The following is a 16411-nucleotide window of genomic DNA, read 5'->3' on the forward strand; positions in this document are numbered from 1 at the left end:
ACATAATGAAAAAGTATGAAATGATTGTTATATCTATCAAAAAACAGATTGCTTCAGGGGATTTACGAGAAGGAAGTAAACTTCCTTCAATAGAAAACGGTGCTAGATTATTTCACTGTTCAAAAGGAACTGTTCAAAGAGCCTACAATCAACTACTAGATGAACATATCATATACGTCAAAAAACACAGTGGCTTTTACGTTGCCAAAGCTATTGATTTATCTGCTATTCCTGAAGATACTTATAATCTAACAACTGGCAATACCTTTGTTAATTACTTTCCTCTTGATAAGGCTCAAACTAGTTTAGTCCAAGCCTTGGAAAATTACCAATACCAAAGTTTAAATTATGAACTCCAAGGTGTCCCTTCATTACTCCAAGCTATAGAAAAACATCTGTACAATAGAAATATTTTCACCTCTACAGATGCTATTTTTGTAACACAAGGTATCCATCAAACATTTACCTCTTTATGTAATTTGTATCTAAATGAAGGTGATTTTGTCTTAGTTGAAAACCCTAGTTACTCCTATACTGTTCAATTTTTACAAAAACACCACATACCTGTTAAACTAATTGAACGCACTCAAGACGGGCTATCACTGACTCAACTAGAAGTGTTATTCAAAAGTAACCATATTAAATTTTTCTATACAATCCCTAGAAATCATAATCCTTTAGGGACTCATTTAAACAAAAAACAAATTCAAGCAATAGCTGCTCTTGCCAAAAAATATAACGTTATTATCATAGAAGATGATTATTTTTCAGAAGGTGGGTTCAATTCTGATTATCAAACTATTTTTGAAAACGCTCGAGATAATTGTATTTATTTATCAAGTTTCACAAAATTCATTCCTTATTTGCGGATTGGTTATATGATCACGCCAACCTTATTAACAAAAGATATTCGAGATATGATTCAAAATTATTATGTTGATGCTTATTTTGCTCCAGCTATGATTTCACAAGCTACTCTTGAAATTGTTCTGAAAAGCAACTTGTTACATCAATTCACCCCTTTTTTTCATCGAAACCTTGTTGAAAAAAAGATGGTTTTAAATAAGCTAACTAGTAACTGGAATCCTAATGTCATACAACATATTCCAAGTAACGAAGGTTTTTATAGCATAATGATTTTGGATACTTCCATTACTATTGATACCTTAAAAACTGAATTAGCTAAGAAGAATATTCTAGTTACGTCAACTAAGCAAGCTTTTTTTGATAAAAATCATCCTTATATTAATTCAATCCGTATTAGCGTTGCTCGCATTAATGTTGAAGATTTACCTTATATTTTAGACATCATCTATCAAACGGCTTGTGATCTTTATCAACGTAAAAAACTATAAGTAACACCTTTTCTAATAGCATGTTTCTCTATAAACAGTAGTATATATTTACATAATTTAAAAGCGATCCATTAATAGGTTTACGACTCTTTTAAATTAGACTATCCATCTAATTTAAAGTTCTAACCATATAATAGATCGCTTTTTTCATTTCTAATTAGTTTTCCATCTCTTCAAATTTGAAACAAATTTCTTTGTATACATTTTCTTTAAAAAGAATTTTTGCACTTTATTCATATCTGAAGCTAAAAAACCTTCATATGACTTGTCATAAAAATCCTCAAAACTAATATCTGGTTCAGTCCAAGCACCATCTTGATAACATAAATTACAATATTCATTAGAAGCAGAGCCGTCTAACTCACTCCCAAAATCTTCCTTTAATTTCATTGGTTTACCGCATGAACCACAATAAATAATTTTTTCTTTCATTTCTAATCTCTCCATTTTCTAATAGATCTATCTGATAAATAGTTTTATTTCTGTCATCTAATATATCATTATCTGCTCTTATTTAGTATCTAATATTAGCCTTTCAACCACTTACGATAATAAGAATGAATCATATCTAACTGATTATCCGTTGGAATAAATGAGCAACTTGTTAACGGGATAGTCGTTTCTGCTTGTGGTCGGTGGTCTGTAATAATCAAACTCAGGGACAACCCTTTTTTTAATTGTTTCTCATTGATAATTCTTATATCAAACATCTTCGGAAATGTTTCTTCTATGTACTCTTTTATGTAGATTACGTGTTTTTTTGATTCATTAATTAACAATCCAACAGACATTTTAGGTGGAAAATGTCTCATGTATTTTTGAAGTTCTGGCCAACGAATCAACAAATGATATAAAAATTCAGCTACTTTGTTTGGCCCTACTATCGCTTCAACATACCCGTAAATAAATTCCTTAAATCCTGGATACCGTATAGCTATTTTACTGATAAAAAAGTCATATTTAGGAAAAATTATCGTATTATTTCCATAATTTAATTGAGTTATGTTATACAAGTAAAGAACTAACTCTTCTCTGTCTATACATTCAATATCAATTTTTTGGCTAATAAGCGTAATGACTTTATTAATTTTGTTATATAGATCGCGTGTCTCAAAGTCATTCGTCACGTCTTCCATTAACTCATCAAAAGAAAATTTGTAATGTGTGTTTTCAAAAATACTTTCTATTTGAAGGAGAAAATTTTGATTTAACTCGACACCAAATAAGCGTTTATATGGTACCAAATAATTTAACATAGCATTAAAAATAGGTTTCTTTTTTGTCTGATTAAATAAATCAATTTGCTTGGCTCTCATAGTAATACCATACAAATAAAAACAAAACTCTTGAAATGTAACAGCATCGAGATTTATTGTTGTTATTTTAGAACTTCTATACAACCTCCAATAAAACTTTCTTTGGCTCTCAGTTAAAAATTTTTCAGGTACTGTGTAGTATTCTCTTAAAAAATAGATATTGAAATTGATTATATTATCATCAGGACCTTCAAACCTTACTGGCAGAGTCCCTATTTTAAAGCCATGTTCTAATTCCAAAACGTCGTTTATTTTATGAATACTACGTCTTAAATTTGATGGACTTGTGTAGAGTATTTCAGCTAAATCATCAATTGTGTCATAAGATTGAAAAATAAGCTCTCTCAAGATATTAAATTCAAAACTTTCTTGTAAAAATCGTCGATAGATGTATTCAATATTTCTCGTATGAAAGAACTTAATAGAGTAACTAAAATCAGCTGCTTGTACAATGCCACAATCATCTAGCATCATATTTATTTCTGTAATATCTTTGGTTAAAGTAACTGTGTTGTAGCCCAATACTTGTGTAATGTCTTTCGTCTTTTGATGAGGGTTAAGAAATAAGTGCTCAATCAATGCTAATTTACGTTGGTGGCTAGTAGATAATAATCGTTTCATAACTACCTCCATTTATATGTCGTAACAACTCACTATACACTAGTTTACCACTCTAAATAGACCTTTAACATTATTTGAATCTAACTCACAACCGGACACTGTCACTATTTTTTTTGCCAACATATTTCCTACTGAACAACACCTCTAATCTTTACTATTGAGACGATCTTCAATTCTCTTATCAGGAACCACCCACAAGGTAATCATCAATAAATTAACCACACTAACTAAGATTGGCGCAACAAAAATTCCTAATATAATTGCTACTAAATTAAGAGCTACACTAAAAATTGTTTTCTTCATCAGTGACTTAAAAATATCTTTTGTATTAGCTTCACTGTATCGCTCTGATATTTTTAACAGCATTAAAAACACAAAGTCCGCCAGTAAAATAACCAATCCATACAAAAATTGTGGCAATAAACTAAATAAATGCTCACTAATCCAAGCAGTAGTAAAGGGCAGTAGCGTCAGGACTAATAAAAAGAAATGATTAGTCCATATCACTTTAGCATCAATTTTTGGAATGATATGAAATAAATGATGATGGTTATTCCAATACACAGCAACAAGGGCAAAACTAAAAATATACACAACAACCTTTTGACTAATACTCACTAAATCTTGAAACGAATCTCCCTGAGGTATGGTCAAGTTTAATACTAAGACTGTGATAACAATTGCCATAACCCCATCAGAAAACGCCTCTAATCTGTTCTTTGTCATTAACAAACACTCCTTTTTAATCAGATAAATAATAACACAGATTTAAACCACTCATTTATCTTTCTTTTTTCCAAAATAACAAAATAGTTGAGACAACATCAGATTACTCTTGTGGTAATTCAATCTCAATCTCATACCTCTCATCAATTAAGAGATAAGGTAAGTTCTCCTTTTGACACTGCTCCAGATTGTTCTGATTTTCTTTAATCGCCACTTCACGAGTAAAGTATGAATCATCTAATCGATCTTCAATGATATTAGCTGTTTCTTTGATAATTGAAAAATGAGTATTAATGTAATCTTCAGTCATAATGAGGCAATAATAGTGAATCTTATCCAAATACTCACTACTGAAGCTCTTCTTCCAATCAAAAGGAATGTAACAACCTTCTACAATTAAATGCTGGTCATTTTCAATCGCAGTTTTAATGATTTCTTTGGTAATATTCCATAGATAAGGAGTTAGTAACTCATCATTCTCTACGGTTAAGTTCGTCTCATGACTTCTAATCAGCCCCATTTTTAAATGATCCATTGACAGATAGGGATAATGATAAGTCTCAAGCAATTTTTGGGCTAGATTGGTTTTTCCTGTATGCGATGCCCCTGCAATTAATACAATCATGATATTTTCCTCTTTCTTGGTTTATATAACGTAACTAATGAGTTATTTTAGCATATTTTCGTCCTATTTAACCAGTTAACCATACCATTAAAAAACAAAATGACCAAAATATGATATACTTAATAGAGAAGGGATGGATTTAATGTGTCTAAAACAATGATTACCATAGGTTCAGTTATTGATTATCCCACAGTTCACGACGAACACGTTACTGGTCAGGTAGAGTTAATTCTCAAGAATACGGTCATCATTCGCGATACAGATGACGATACTCACCTCGTTCTCAAAAGCATTCTAAAAGAGGATGGCTTGTCTGTTGACGATCAGACCTATTCCATAAAAACACGCTACAATAGAGGCTAATCTCACGTTACTTAAAGATTTTCAGGAAGACAACCTGAGAGTCTTTTTTATCATTCATTTCTCTAGTTACTTTGGCTCTTTCTAGATTATTTGATATAATCTTAGAAAACAAGTTCTATCATAAGGAGATGATTTTTGTGAGTTTGACGATTAACATTCTTTACACAGGTAGTGATGGCTCTGCCAAAAAATTTGCTGAGGAAATGATGACAACTGGTATTGTAGACAGGATTCGCAAAGAAGAAGGCAATGAGCGTTACGAGTATTATTTTCCTTTAGAAGACCCTGAGTCTCTATTACTAATTGATACATGGAAAAATCAAGAAGCATTAGACATTCATCATAAAACACCTATGATGGAAGAAATTGCTGCTTTACGAAAAAAATACAAACTAAAAATGCGTGTTCAAAGATTTCAAACACTTGATTAATGAGAGACGTATAAAAAGAGCTTTGTCAGTAGATGAAGCTCTTTTTCTGTTTATTTTCTCCTCTACATCTCATTATTTTTTCCTTTTAACGTACGTATAGACGCTTGTTCTTGTATTTATTGTCTTTTATGTTACAATATTGTTACAAAAAACAATGAAAAAGGGGTTCTTTTATGAGTAAGAAACAATGGCTATTGATTCCTCTGGTACTTTTATTAATCGTGATGATTGTTTATTGCTACCAAGCCATTCAATTTCAAAATAAATTTCTCGCTAAAACTATGATTGGTAAGACTGACGTCAGTGGTTTGACTACTAGTGAAGCAACAGCAAAACTTGAGAAATTATCTAATGACGATGTGTATCATGTGCAACTGGACGGCAAAGATTGGAAAAGTATCCCCAAAACAGATTTTGGGGTTGTCTATAAAGTAGAAGAAACTGTTAATAAGGTCATGGCTGATCACAACGGTTGGTTATGGTTTATGCCTTATTTCAAAGCACCTGAAAACATCGACATCGAGACCAAAGGAATTGATGAAAAAGCTGTCGATAAACAATTAGCCGCCCTCAAAAAAGATGTGGACGAGCTAAATAAAAGTCGCAAACCTTCTCAAAATGCGTCTGTTGCTTTAAAAGGGGACAAATTTGAGATTGTACCTGAAGTACAAGGGGATGCAATTGATACGAAAGCTTTTATGGCTTCTACAAAAGAAAGCATTAAAAAAGGGGAAAGTAACATTGAATTAAACAAGTATGTAGCTAAACCTACTATTTTATCTACAGATGGTACCATTCAAAAAGAAATGGAGCACATCAACAAAATCGCAACAATCAACGCTTCTTATAGTATTAATGGACAAGACGTGGTAATTCCAAAAGAAAAAATTGCTACTTGGGTGACTTTTGAAGACGGTAAGTTAGGCTTGAAACAAGATTTAGTTAGAGAATATGTAGCTGAACTTGGTACGACTTATAACACAAGTACTAACCCATCTAAGTTCAAGAGTACTAACCGCGGAGAAGTATCTGTTCCAGCAGGTTCTTTAAGTTGGACGATTGCAACGGATACTGAAACAGAGCAATTGACTGAAGCAATCCTTAAAGGAGAAGATTTCCAAGGTCGTGTCCCTGCCTTCCAAGGAAGCGGCTCACCTGCTTCACCTTTAATTGGTAACACGTATATTGAAGTTGATCTTCAAGCTCAACACATGTGGTATTACAAAGACGGTGTGAAACAATTAGATACACCAGTTATTACTGGAAAACCTAAAACACCAACACCGCCTGGCGTGTTCTACGTTTGGAACAAAGAGAAAAATGCGATTCTTAAAGGCGAAGATTATGCAAGTCCTGTTGATTTCTGGATGCCAATTGATTGGACTGGCGTTGGTATTCATGATTCTCCTTGGCAAGCTGAAGGAGCTTATGGTGGCGACTCTCATTTAACAGTAGGATCTCATGGTTGTATCAACACACCACCTTCTGTTATGGCTAAATTGTTTAACATGATTGAAGTCGGCGTTCCTGTTGTTGTCTTTTAATTAACACCCTAACAAACAAAAGAGGTTAATCGAGTATTTCGACTAACCTCTTTTTTATATGCCTAATTCTGCTAACACTTTCTTAGGAACCTCTTCTTTTTGTACCTCTGACCAAGTCTCTACATAATGGCCTTTAGTTGCTAGTTTCAAAATAGCTCCTTCTTTAAGTTCATGCCCCGCATAATAAGACAAATCATATTTTTTTCCGCTTTGACTAACTACTTCTTGATAATACATATAGCCTCCTGGGCTTTGTTTTTCTGCTTTAGAACTATCTGTTATAACGTAGCTTGGTTCTTCTTTAATCAATATATTAAAACGATCAAATAATTGAACTAAATCATTATTGCTCGTTTGTTTCATATCTTTTGTAAGGATTGACCCAATAATAGGTGTCCCGACTCCTATCAACCCTACTGCGATGATTCCTATGATGACTCTTTTCATTCATACCATTCCTTTAATCTTTGATACCTCTAGTATAAAAAAAGATTCATACACAATAAAACGGCTGTGGCAGGTATTTTTTTTCAGACTTTAGATAGATATCTTTCTAGTTCAATCCAATAAAACTAAAAAATTCTTTCCCTATCAGAATTTTGTTAATATTCACTATTCGTTCGCTAATAATTCATAAAGTTTGATTATGATTATCTTGTTACTATTACTTAGGAGGTTTTTGACAATGAATAACGAAAAAGTAATTATCATGAGCTTTGACACAGAAAGTAAATCTTACCAAGCCTTTTCTGAATTAAAAGGACTTCATCAACAAGGTCGCATTAAAGGTGAGCAAATGGCGATTTTAGAACATCGTGCTAACCACAATTTAGAACCAAAAGACTTTGTTGACTTCACTGGTGCCGATAAAAACTTCAAAGGTAGTATGATCGGTATGCTAGTAGGGATACTCGGAGGACCTTTAGGTGTTTTACTTGGATGGTTTACTGGTAGTTTAATTGGCTCATCAAAAGACGTGAAAGAAGTTAAAAATGCCATGTCTATATTTGAAAAAGCTCTCGCTATTATTCCAGAAGGGGAAACTGGTTTAATCTTAATTTGTAATGAAGCTAACACTGGACACATTGATGATATCGTTGTCGAACAACTAAACGGAACTATCGAGCGTCTAAACCGCGATGTTGTGGAAGAAGAATTACGTGAAGCACAACGCACACAAGAAGAAGCCGAATCTAGCGCAAGAAAGCGTTGGTTTAAAAAATAAAAGAAAAACGACAGCCTTATGACAAGGTTGTCGTTTTTTTCTTCTCTTGATAAGCTCTCGAAATATCCATCATACTTTGGAACGTTTCTAAAATAGCTTCTTTATACGCCTCTTGCTCAGCCAACTCTCCTAATCGAGCAATGACTTCTACTTCACGTGACACATCAAGTGTCGGCAAGTCATTTTCTTGCTTAATGCGAACCACTTCATCAACACATGCGTAGCGGCGTTCCAACAACTTAAGAATCTCAGCATCGATTTGATTAATCTCTGCTCTTGGTTTTTCTAACATGGTCATCTCTCCTAACTATCAATAACTTCAAAAAAGCGTTCTGCTGCTGTTTGAACAAATGTATATTCGTCAAACAAACTAATTGGTTCATTGTTCACAACTAAAATCTTACTATCCAGATGGCGGTAATCAATTAAACCACTAAAGGGATAAACTTTAAAAGTTGTTCCCACAATAACAACTAAATCCGCCTGACTCAAGTAATGAATAGACCGTTGAATCGCTTCTTCTGACAAACCTTCTTCATAAAGAACGACTTCTGGTCTAATCTGTCCACCACATGACTCATGTCGATCACTGACTAAATATGCTTTAGTATCCACATTTTGACCACAGGATAAACAATATAGATCGTTTAAATTCCCGTGGAAGTTAACAACTTGAGAACTACCTGCTAAGTCATGGAGCCCATCAATATTTTGAGAAATGACACTTACTTGATGATTCTTTTCTAATTCTTTTATCTTATGATGAATCACATTTGGCTTAGCCTCTGGGTGATATAAGCCCTTTACAAAGTCATAAAACTTATCTGGTTCACGCATTAAGCACGTATGACTAAGTAAATATTCTGGGTTCTCGTGACCTTGATAGACACCTGTCATCGAGCGATAATCAGGTATGCCTGAAGCTGTTGATACCCCTGCTCCTGTCATAAAAACAATGTTCTTACTATTCTTGATTAGCTCTAACCCTTTATTCATGCGACTCTCTCCTTATGACTTTTCTTCTATTGTAGCACTAGCCGTCATAAAATCCTAAAATCGCAATTGACACAATAATCGCTACAATCATCAAATACTGCTTACCACTCAATTTTTCTTTTAAGAAGATACGAGATAAAATAACAGACACGATACTAAATGAAGCAATCATCGGAGCGACGACAATGGCGTTACTAGCAATGGCACCCACATAGAAAAATTGTCCAGTGGTTTCAAAAATAGCTGCAAGACCTTTTGTTTTCTCTTTAAAAATCGACATCTTTTCTTTTTTAACAAAACGTAGATAGGCCCATAATACAATCGCTACAATTAAAAAGGTAATTTCATAAGCCATATTAGCTTCTGATTCAGGTAAAATTTTAGCGTAATCTAAATAATACCCATCTAAAAAAGTTCCTAATCCATCAATAATACAGTACAAAATAGGAAAGACAATTGCTACTGCACCTACTCGGTATTTCTTCTCTACTACTTCTCCTGACATGGCTAACTCTTTATCAGCCTCTTTTTTTTCAAAAACAGATAGCATAAAAATGGCCACAGAAATAACAGCAATAGCCACAAATTGAATCCAAACCATCTTCGTTCCTAAAATCAAAAAAGTCAGTAATGCTGACACAGCTCCTGATGAATTGCTGATTGGAGATGAGATAGACAGCTCAATATATCTCAATCCCACATACCCAATAGCCATCGATAAAATATACATAGAAGACACTGGTAAATAAGTAATTAAATAACTCGGATGAAAGGCTACTCCTTCATACATTCCATAATAAAAAATAGCGTGCAGACCCATCACAAGTCCTACCATAATCGTTGTTTTGATAGCACTGTATTGGTCTCTTTCATTGTTACCCATCTTATAAAATAGATCGGCGGTTCCCCACGCAAACACCGTGATTAAAGCTGGTATAAACCACATAACACAAAAAACTCCCTTATTCTTTAAATTAGATACGATTCAAAAATAGCTCAAAAATAAAAGAACGTCAATAATATTTTTATTTTTCATGACTTTCAAAAAATATTGTGCTATAGTTAGTGAGAAGAATAACAAAAAGAACAATTAAAAATCTAGAGGTTGCGAAATATCAATAGGTTTAGTTGAGCAGATAAGGATGCTATGACACTAAGCCGAGGGGGTTTCGCCGAAATACTAATAATCCTTTTTTATTATTGGTGTTGGGGCTATGGTGAATAACTATGGCACTGTCTCAGTTACGTCTGAGGTGAGCTATGATTTTAATAAGTTACGACTAACTTATTAAGTATTTAATCATGTAGAAGCAGCCTTTAGATTAAGGTTGCTTCTTTTTTTATTAGAAAGGAAGGAAGAAGTTTGAAAAACAAAACACGCATTTTATATTCCCTTACACTAGCTCTTTTATTCATGTTTGTTGGGAACCTGACGAGTTTCGCTGAAAAAGACACATTTACCGTCGGAATGGAGGCAGGTTATCCACCTTTTAACTGGACTCAAAAAGATGACAGCAATGGAGCTGTTCCTATTAAAGGTTCTAAAGAATTCGCTGGTGGTTATGATGTAGAAATCGCTAAACGAATTGCTGATGGACTGGGTAAAGAATTAGTTATCTTTAAAACAGAATGGGACGGGCTACCTCCTGCTGTCACATCTGGAAAAGCTGATGCTATTATTGCTGGGATGTCTCCCACTGAAGAACGTAAACAAACACTTGATTTTTCTGATTTTTACTATAGTTCTCAATTAACTATTTTAGTTAAAAAAGATGGTCCTTACGCTAATGCAACTTCTTTAAAAGACTTTAAAAACGCTAAAATCACAGGACAATTAAACACTCTACACTACGGTGTTATTGATCAGATTCCTGGTGTTAATAAGCAAACTGCCATGACAGACTTCTCTGCCATGAGAGTTTCTCTTGATTCAGGTAAAATTGATGGTTATGTAACTGAAGTTCCTGAAGGATTAACAGCTGAAAAGCTAAACCCTAATTTTAAAATGATTCAATTTGATAAAGGGCAAGGATTCCAAACCACGGCTGCAGACAATGCCATTGCCATTGGGATGAAAAAAGGCTCACCTGACGTGGCTAAAGTAAACGAAATATTAGCTGGCATTTCTCAAGATGAGCGTAACAAAATCATGGACGAAGCTATTAGCCAACAACCAGAAGTTGTTAATAACAAACCTTGGTACATGTGGGTAATTGACATTGCTAAAGATAACTGGCAAATGTTCTTACGTGGGGCAGGAACAACACTCTTCATCGCTCTTATCGGGACAGTTGTTGGTACAACAATCGGTTTAGGAATTGGCGTATATCGTACGATTCCAACACCTGAAAAAAAAGGATTACGCTTTTTATACAAATTAATCAATGCGATATTCTCTATCTACATTGAAATCTTCCGTGGAACACCTATGATCGTTCAATCTATGGTTATCTTCTACGGATCAAAACAACTTTATGGTATTGATATGAATCCGATAACGGCCGCCCTATTCATTGTATCGATTAATACTGGGGCTTATATGACTGAGATTGTTCGTGGAGGAATCTTCGCTGTTGATAAAGGACAGTTTGAAGCCGCTTCTGCTATTGGGATGACCCATTGGCAAACCATGAAAAACGTGGTTATTCCACAAGTCTTTAGAAATACGTTACCAGCCATCGGAAACGAGTTCGTTATTAATATCAAAGATACATCTGTGTTAAACGTTATTGCCGTATCTGAGTTGTTCTTTGCAACTAAAACAGTGGCAGGAGCTAACTTCAGATTCTTCGAAACCTTTACGATTACTTGTGTGATTTACTTTGTTATGACATTCACTGTCACTCGTATCTTGCGCCGATTAGAAAAACGTTTAGATGGTGACGGTTCTTACGCACCTTACGCTAACCAAATGCAAACCTCAAAACTTGAAAGAAAGGATGAACGTTAATGTCTTTTATTAATATTAACCACTTACAAAAAAGCTTTGGAGATAATCATGTCTTAAAAGATGTTAATGTGTCCATCGATAAAGGTGAAATTGTCACAATTATCGGGCCTTCTGGTTCTGGTAAATCAACTCTCTTACGTTGCATTAACTTACTAGAAAAACCAACAGGAGGCGAAATCCTCTTTAAAGAAGAAAATATTTTAGCTCCTGGTTATAACCTCCCTCAATTTAGAACCCATGTAGGGATGGTGTTCCAACAATTTAATCTCTTTGATAACCATGACATTTTAAGTAACTGTATGGTAGGTCAAATGAAAGTCTTGGGACGCTCAAAAGAGGAAGCTGAACAAATTGCTATTGATAACTTGGATAAGGTTGGTATGAAGCAATTTGCTCATGCGAAACCTTCGCAACTTTCTGGTGGTCAAAAGCAACGTGTTGCTATTGCTAGAGCCGTTTCTATGAACCCAGAAGTGATGTTGTTTGATGAACCAACTTCTGCTCTTGACCCTGAGATGGTAGGAGAAGTCTTAAAAATCATGCGTGAACTAACTGAAACAGGACTGACGATGGTTATCGTGACCCATGAAATGAAATTTGCCGAAGAAGTATCGGATCGAGTAATTTTCATGGATCAAGGTGTTGTCGCAGAGGAAGGTTCACCTGACGCTATCTTCAACCATCCAACAAAAGCAAGAACGAAAGAATTCTTACAACGCATTATTGAAGGATAATGTTACACCCTTTCTTCATAGACAAAAGCTCCTGACTGATTAATCAGTCAGGAGCTTTTTTTATTTCTCTTCATGTCCTTGATTTTTAATCGGACAGTCTACGGTACTGCAACTACAACTACTACTTTTGTGAGTCACTCTTCGGTAAATCAAAAAACCAATATAAGAAAAAATAACTAAAGAAATCAATAGTGTCGCCATTTAAATGACTCCTTTCTATTTTAGAGAATTTGAATAGCTGGTGCTTTACTTGGTTTTGGTTTGTATAAAAAGAAACCAATCAGACTTAAAATCATCAGAATAGCTAAAGCTGTTCCCACATTAAAGGCCATATAACCAAACAAAACACTACCTAATTGATACACCACAAAACTAACTATATAAGCCAAACCACACTGATAACCAATGGCAAAAATAGTCCATCTTAAGTCTGCCATCTCTCGTTTAATCGCTCCAATGGCTGCAAAACAAGGTGCACACAATAGGTTAAATAATAAAAATGAGTAACCAGCAATAGGCGTCATTGAAGCACTTAAATTTCCCCAAATCTCATTACCTACTTCTGATACATCAGAATGAGCAAACAACACACCAAAAGTTCCGACGACATTTTCTTTTGCCACAAGACCCATAGCTGTTGCCACAACAGAACGCCAATTCCCAAAGCCTAATGGAGCAAATAAAAAGGCTATACTGTTACCTAAAGCAGCTAAAATACTTTGATCTGTTTCTACCATTTGTCCTCTAAAGTTAAAGGAAGACAAGAACCACACAAACACACATGACATAAAAATCAAGGTACCCGCACCAATTACAAAAGATTTACCTCGTTCATAAGTTTGTAGTAAGACATTTTTTACATGTGGAAAATGATAAGCCGGTAACTCCATGATAAAAGGAGAAGGCTCCCCAGCAAAGCGTCGTGTTTTTTTCAAAGCGATTCCCGATAAAATAATTGATGCAATTCCTACAAAATAAGCCGATGGTGCTACCCAACTTGATTGAGGGAAAAAAGCTCCTGCAACTAAACCAATAATTGGCATTTTAGCCGAGCAAGGCATAAACGTTGTGGTCATAATCGTCATACGACGTTCTTTTTCATTTTCAATGGTCCGACAAGACATAACACCAGGTACCCCACACCCTGTTGAAACAAGCATAGGAATAAAGGATTTTCCTGACAAGCCAAATCTACGGAATAACCTGTCCATAACAAAGGCAATGCGCGACATATAACCGCAATCTTCCAAGATGGCTAAACATAGAAATAACACAATCATTTGAGGCAAGAAGCCTAACACAGAGCCAACTCCTGCAATAATTCCATTTTGAATCAAGCCATCTAGCCAAGGAGCTACATTAGCATTAGCTAACCATTCCCCCACTGTGTTTGGTATCACTTCTCCAAAAAGAAAATCATTGACCCAATCAGTTGCCATAGTTCCCACTGTTTGAATCGAGACATAATAAACCGCCCACATGATAAAGGCAAAGATGGGTAAAGCCAACACACGATGCGTGACAATTCTATCAATTTTTTCACTGGCAGACCATTCAAACAAAGATTTCTGACTCACTGTTTGTTCCACGAGTTTTGTAATAAAGTTATAGCGTTCATTAATAATGATCGAGATACTATCGGTTTTGAATATTTTTTCTGTAATCTCAATAACCTCTTTAATATCTTGTTGTTCAGAAAGGGATAAGCCTAAGCTTTTTTCTATTTGCTCATCTCTTTCAAACAACTTCAAACTTACCCAGCGCTGCTTGCTTCTTGGTACATAAGGAGCAATCACCTTTACAATTTCTGATAAGGCTACTTCTAATCGTTTGTCATAGAGAACATAACGTTGCTCTTCCCTAGATTCCTTTCGGTGCAAGCTTTTTTTGACTAACTCATCTAAGTGTTTCTTTTTCGTGACACTAACACCTACAACAGGTGTAAAAAGTGTTTCTCCCAATAGCTTTAAGTTAATCGTTTGATGATTCTTCTCCACTACATCCATCATATTAATCCCTATCACTACAGGAACACCTAATTCTAATAGCTGAGTCGTTAGATACAAGTTTCTTTCCATATTAGTGCCATCGATTAGATTGAGAATCAAGTCAGGTAAGTCTTCTATTAAATAGTCTCTAGCGATTAACTCTTCTGGTGAATAAGGCGATAAAGAATAGATACCCGGTAAATCTTGCATATCGACTTCTGGGTATTTAAGTAATTTACCTGATTTTTTTTCAATCGTTACACCAGGCCAATTACCTACTCGTTGATTCGTACCTGTTAATTCATTGAATAGACTGGTTTTTCCACAATTGGGATTTCCCGCTAGAGCAATTTGAGTCCTTCTTGTCATAATAGCTAACCTCTTTCAATAAAAATTAATTCAGCATCGGATTTTCGGATAGATAATTGATACCCACGAATTTTCAATTCCATAGGATCACCTAAAGGAGCCACTTTAACCAACTTGATAGGTGTCCCTTGTGTCATTCCCATATCCATTAGTCGTCTTTTTAAGATATTTTGACCTGTGATATGACTAATTGTACCAACCTCACCAGGTTTTAAAGTATTTAAGGAAACTGTCTGTGACCTTTTTTCCCCACTGTCTTTGTGTTCAATCAAGATATGTTTAGCCACTGCTTCATCAATTCCCAATGTCGTACCTGAAAAATGAATCACTAATTGTGACTGATCCTTTCTTGAAAGAATCTCAATAGTCGTGCCAGATACTAGGCCAAGTTGGGTTAATTCTTTTTCATAAGAGCTATTTCCAGAAAAACCCATAAACAAATACTCATGGTTCATCTCTCCATCAACTAAAACTGCCATATCTGACACTCCTCCTAAATTAATCAGTCGTTTTTGCGACTGATAATCATTATCAATTATAAGTATAGCCCCGAGGCTAAACCACGTCAATATTAAATGTTAAAAAATGCACATGCTTTTTTAGCCTCTCAACATCTTTTTGTTTTTTGTCCTTAGATTACCTCTTTTTATACCTTATACTCATGTGGACAACTTCCAATTATCCACAAAAAGTTCTACACAATTTCAACCTTGATTTAATGCCTTTTTCAAAGGTTATACACATTGTCCACAGAGTTATCCACATTTTTTGGTATTTTTACCCACATTTACCATTTTTCTAAAAAAAGTTGTTGACATCGTTTTTTTAGATTCTTCTTTTATTATTCCTACTAATAAAAATAATTTACTCTTTATTTTTTTATCTTATACCTCTATAAATGCTTATATATCAAGGATAATAGCGACTTTTTATTCAAAACAAACGCTCGTTCCTATTGACTTATTAGCTGAAAAAAGCTTCCTCTTTTAAAAGTTATCCACACTTGTCCACAGTTTTTGTGGATAAGTGAATATAACCTCTTATATTCTTGATTTTATCATCGAAACTGTAACCCCATTCATTTATTCAACTAATAAAATCTAACTGTGGACAAACGTATTTTCTTTCTCTCATTCTATTTATTGGAAAATAAAAAACTATCAAGCAA

The 16411-nt window shown here is 34.5% G+C and carries 18 protein-coding genes and 1 riboswitch; of the genes, 7 read left to right on the plus strand and 11 right to left on the minus strand.

The genetic code is table 11. The features are described 5' to 3' along the window. Positions 1-5 precede the first annotated feature (5 nt). A complete protein-coding gene (locus tag DOK76_RS02920; RefSeq protein ID WP_206964862.1) occupies positions 6-1355 on the plus strand; it encodes an aminotransferase-like domain-containing protein in 1350 nt (449 codons plus the stop codon). 153 nt (positions 1356-1508) lie between these two features. Here DOK76_RS02920 and DOK76_RS02925 read toward each other — a convergent pair whose 3' ends face one another. The 4 genes from DOK76_RS02925 to DOK76_RS02940 form a co-directional block, all read right to left on the minus strand. Next, positions 1509-1787, minus strand: coding sequence for a zinc ribbon domain-containing protein (locus tag DOK76_RS02925; protein ID WP_206964864.1), 279 nt, complete (start codon positions 1785-1787; stop codon positions 1509-1511). Positions 1788-1882: 95 nt separating this feature from the next. Beyond that, positions 1883-3292 carry an AcpB/EbpR/MafR family transcriptional regulator gene (locus tag DOK76_RS02930; protein WP_206964866.1) on the minus strand — a complete coding sequence of 470 codons (1410 nt, stop codon included), beginning with the start codon at positions 3290-3292 and terminating at the stop codon, positions 1883-1885. A gap of 144 nt (positions 3293-3436) precedes the next feature. After that, complete coding sequence (locus DOK76_RS02935) at positions 3437-4018, minus strand: TMEM175 family protein (protein ID WP_206964868.1); 582 nt, start codon at positions 4016-4018, stop codon at positions 3437-3439. Between the two features lie 103 nt (positions 4019-4121). Beyond that, entirely contained in the window at positions 4122-4643 is a 522-nt protein-coding gene (locus DOK76_RS02940; protein WP_206964870.1) for a nucleoside/nucleotide kinase family protein, read from the minus strand. Between the two features lie 144 nt (positions 4644-4787). Here DOK76_RS02940 and DOK76_RS02945 point away from each other — a divergent pair, with 144 nt between their 5' ends. The 3 genes from DOK76_RS02945 (at position 4788) to DOK76_RS02955 (ending at position 6981) form a co-directional block, all read left to right on the plus strand. After that, complete coding sequence (locus tag DOK76_RS02945; RefSeq protein ID WP_206964872.1) at positions 4788-5006, plus strand: hypothetical protein; 219 nt, start codon at positions 4788-4790, stop codon at positions 5004-5006. A gap of 137 nt (positions 5007-5143) precedes the next feature. Then, positions 5144-5437, plus strand: a complete 294-nt coding sequence (locus DOK76_RS02950) for a putative quinol monooxygenase (protein ID WP_206964874.1) — start codon at positions 5144-5146, stop codon at positions 5435-5437. A 173-nt stretch (positions 5438-5610) separates the two neighbouring features. Beyond that, the gene (locus DOK76_RS02955) at positions 5611-6981 is read left to right on the plus strand and encodes a L,D-transpeptidase family protein (RefSeq protein WP_206964875.1); all 1371 of its coding nucleotides are present in this window, start codon (positions 5611-5613) and stop codon (positions 6979-6981) included. A gap of 54 nt (positions 6982-7035) precedes the next feature. Here the strand turns inward: DOK76_RS02955 and DOK76_RS02960 are convergent, their stop codons facing one another. Continuing rightward, positions 7036-7428 carry a YxeA family protein gene (locus tag DOK76_RS02960; RefSeq protein ID WP_206964876.1) on the minus strand — a complete coding sequence of 131 codons (393 nt, stop codon included), beginning with the start codon at positions 7426-7428 and terminating at the stop codon, positions 7036-7038. Between the two features lie 238 nt (positions 7429-7666). Between DOK76_RS02960 and DOK76_RS02965 the strand changes: the two genes are divergently transcribed. After that, positions 7667-8206 (plus strand): DUF1269 domain-containing protein, encoded by a 540-nt coding sequence (locus DOK76_RS02965; RefSeq protein ID WP_206964877.1) that lies wholly within the window; start codon positions 7667-7669, stop codon positions 8204-8206. Between the two features lie 16 nt (positions 8207-8222). Here the strand turns inward: DOK76_RS02965 and DOK76_RS02970 are convergent, their stop codons facing one another. Genes DOK76_RS02970 through DOK76_RS02980 form a run of 3 tightly spaced genes read right to left on the minus strand, consistent with a single transcriptional unit; the run spans position 8223 to position 10148 of the window. Next, positions 8223-8498 (minus strand): chorismate mutase, encoded by a 276-nt coding sequence (locus DOK76_RS02970; protein WP_206964878.1) that lies wholly within the window; start codon positions 8496-8498, stop codon positions 8223-8225. 11 nt (positions 8499-8509) lie between these two features. Beyond that, a complete protein-coding gene (locus DOK76_RS02975; RefSeq protein WP_206964879.1) occupies positions 8510-9202 on the minus strand; it encodes an NAD-dependent protein deacylase in 693 nt (230 codons plus the stop codon). A 37-nt stretch (positions 9203-9239) separates the two neighbouring features. Continuing rightward, on the minus strand, positions 9240-10148 hold the full coding sequence (locus tag DOK76_RS02980; protein ID WP_206964880.1) for an EamA family transporter: 909 nt from the start codon (positions 10146-10148) through the stop codon (positions 9240-9242). 145 nt (positions 10149-10293) lie between these two features. Continuing rightward, positions 10294-10471, plus strand: a riboswitch (Lysine riboswitch). Positions 10472-10616: 145 nt separating this feature from the next. Between DOK76_RS02980 and DOK76_RS02985 the strand changes: the two genes are divergently transcribed. Further along, positions 10617-12152: an ABC transporter permease subunit gene (locus tag DOK76_RS02985; RefSeq protein ID WP_206964969.1), complete on the plus strand. Its 1536-nt coding sequence runs from the start codon at positions 10617-10619 to the stop codon at positions 12150-12152. Beyond that, positions 12152-12886 carry an amino acid ABC transporter ATP-binding protein gene (locus tag DOK76_RS02990; RefSeq protein ID WP_206964881.1) on the plus strand — a complete coding sequence of 245 codons (735 nt, stop codon included), beginning with the start codon at positions 12152-12154 and terminating at the stop codon, positions 12884-12886. Before DOK76_RS02985 ends, DOK76_RS02990 begins: the two co-directional genes overlap by 1 nt. A gap of 60 nt (positions 12887-12946) precedes the next feature. Here DOK76_RS02990 and DOK76_RS02995 read toward each other — a convergent pair whose 3' ends face one another. Genes DOK76_RS02995 through DOK76_RS03005 form a run of 3 tightly spaced genes read right to left on the minus strand, consistent with a single transcriptional unit; the run spans position 12947 to position 15722 of the window. Next, positions 12947-13087, minus strand: a complete 141-nt coding sequence (locus DOK76_RS02995) for a hypothetical protein (RefSeq protein ID WP_206964883.1) — start codon at positions 13085-13087, stop codon at positions 12947-12949. Positions 13088-13107: 20 nt separating this feature from the next. Further along, complete coding sequence (gene feoB / locus DOK76_RS03000; RefSeq protein WP_206964885.1) at positions 13108-15243, minus strand: ferrous iron transport protein B; 2136 nt, start codon at positions 15241-15243, stop codon at positions 13108-13110. 5 nt (positions 15244-15248) lie between these two features. Beyond that, a complete protein-coding gene (locus DOK76_RS03005; protein ID WP_206964887.1) occupies positions 15249-15722 on the minus strand; it encodes a ferrous iron transport protein A in 474 nt (157 codons plus the stop codon). Positions 15723-16411 lie beyond the last annotated feature (689 nt).

Origin of the sequence: Candidatus Vagococcus giribetii (assembly GCF_017316185.1) — a bacterium.
Classification (GTDB): Bacteria; Bacillota; Bacilli; order Lactobacillales; family Vagococcaceae; genus Vagococcus; species Vagococcus giribetii.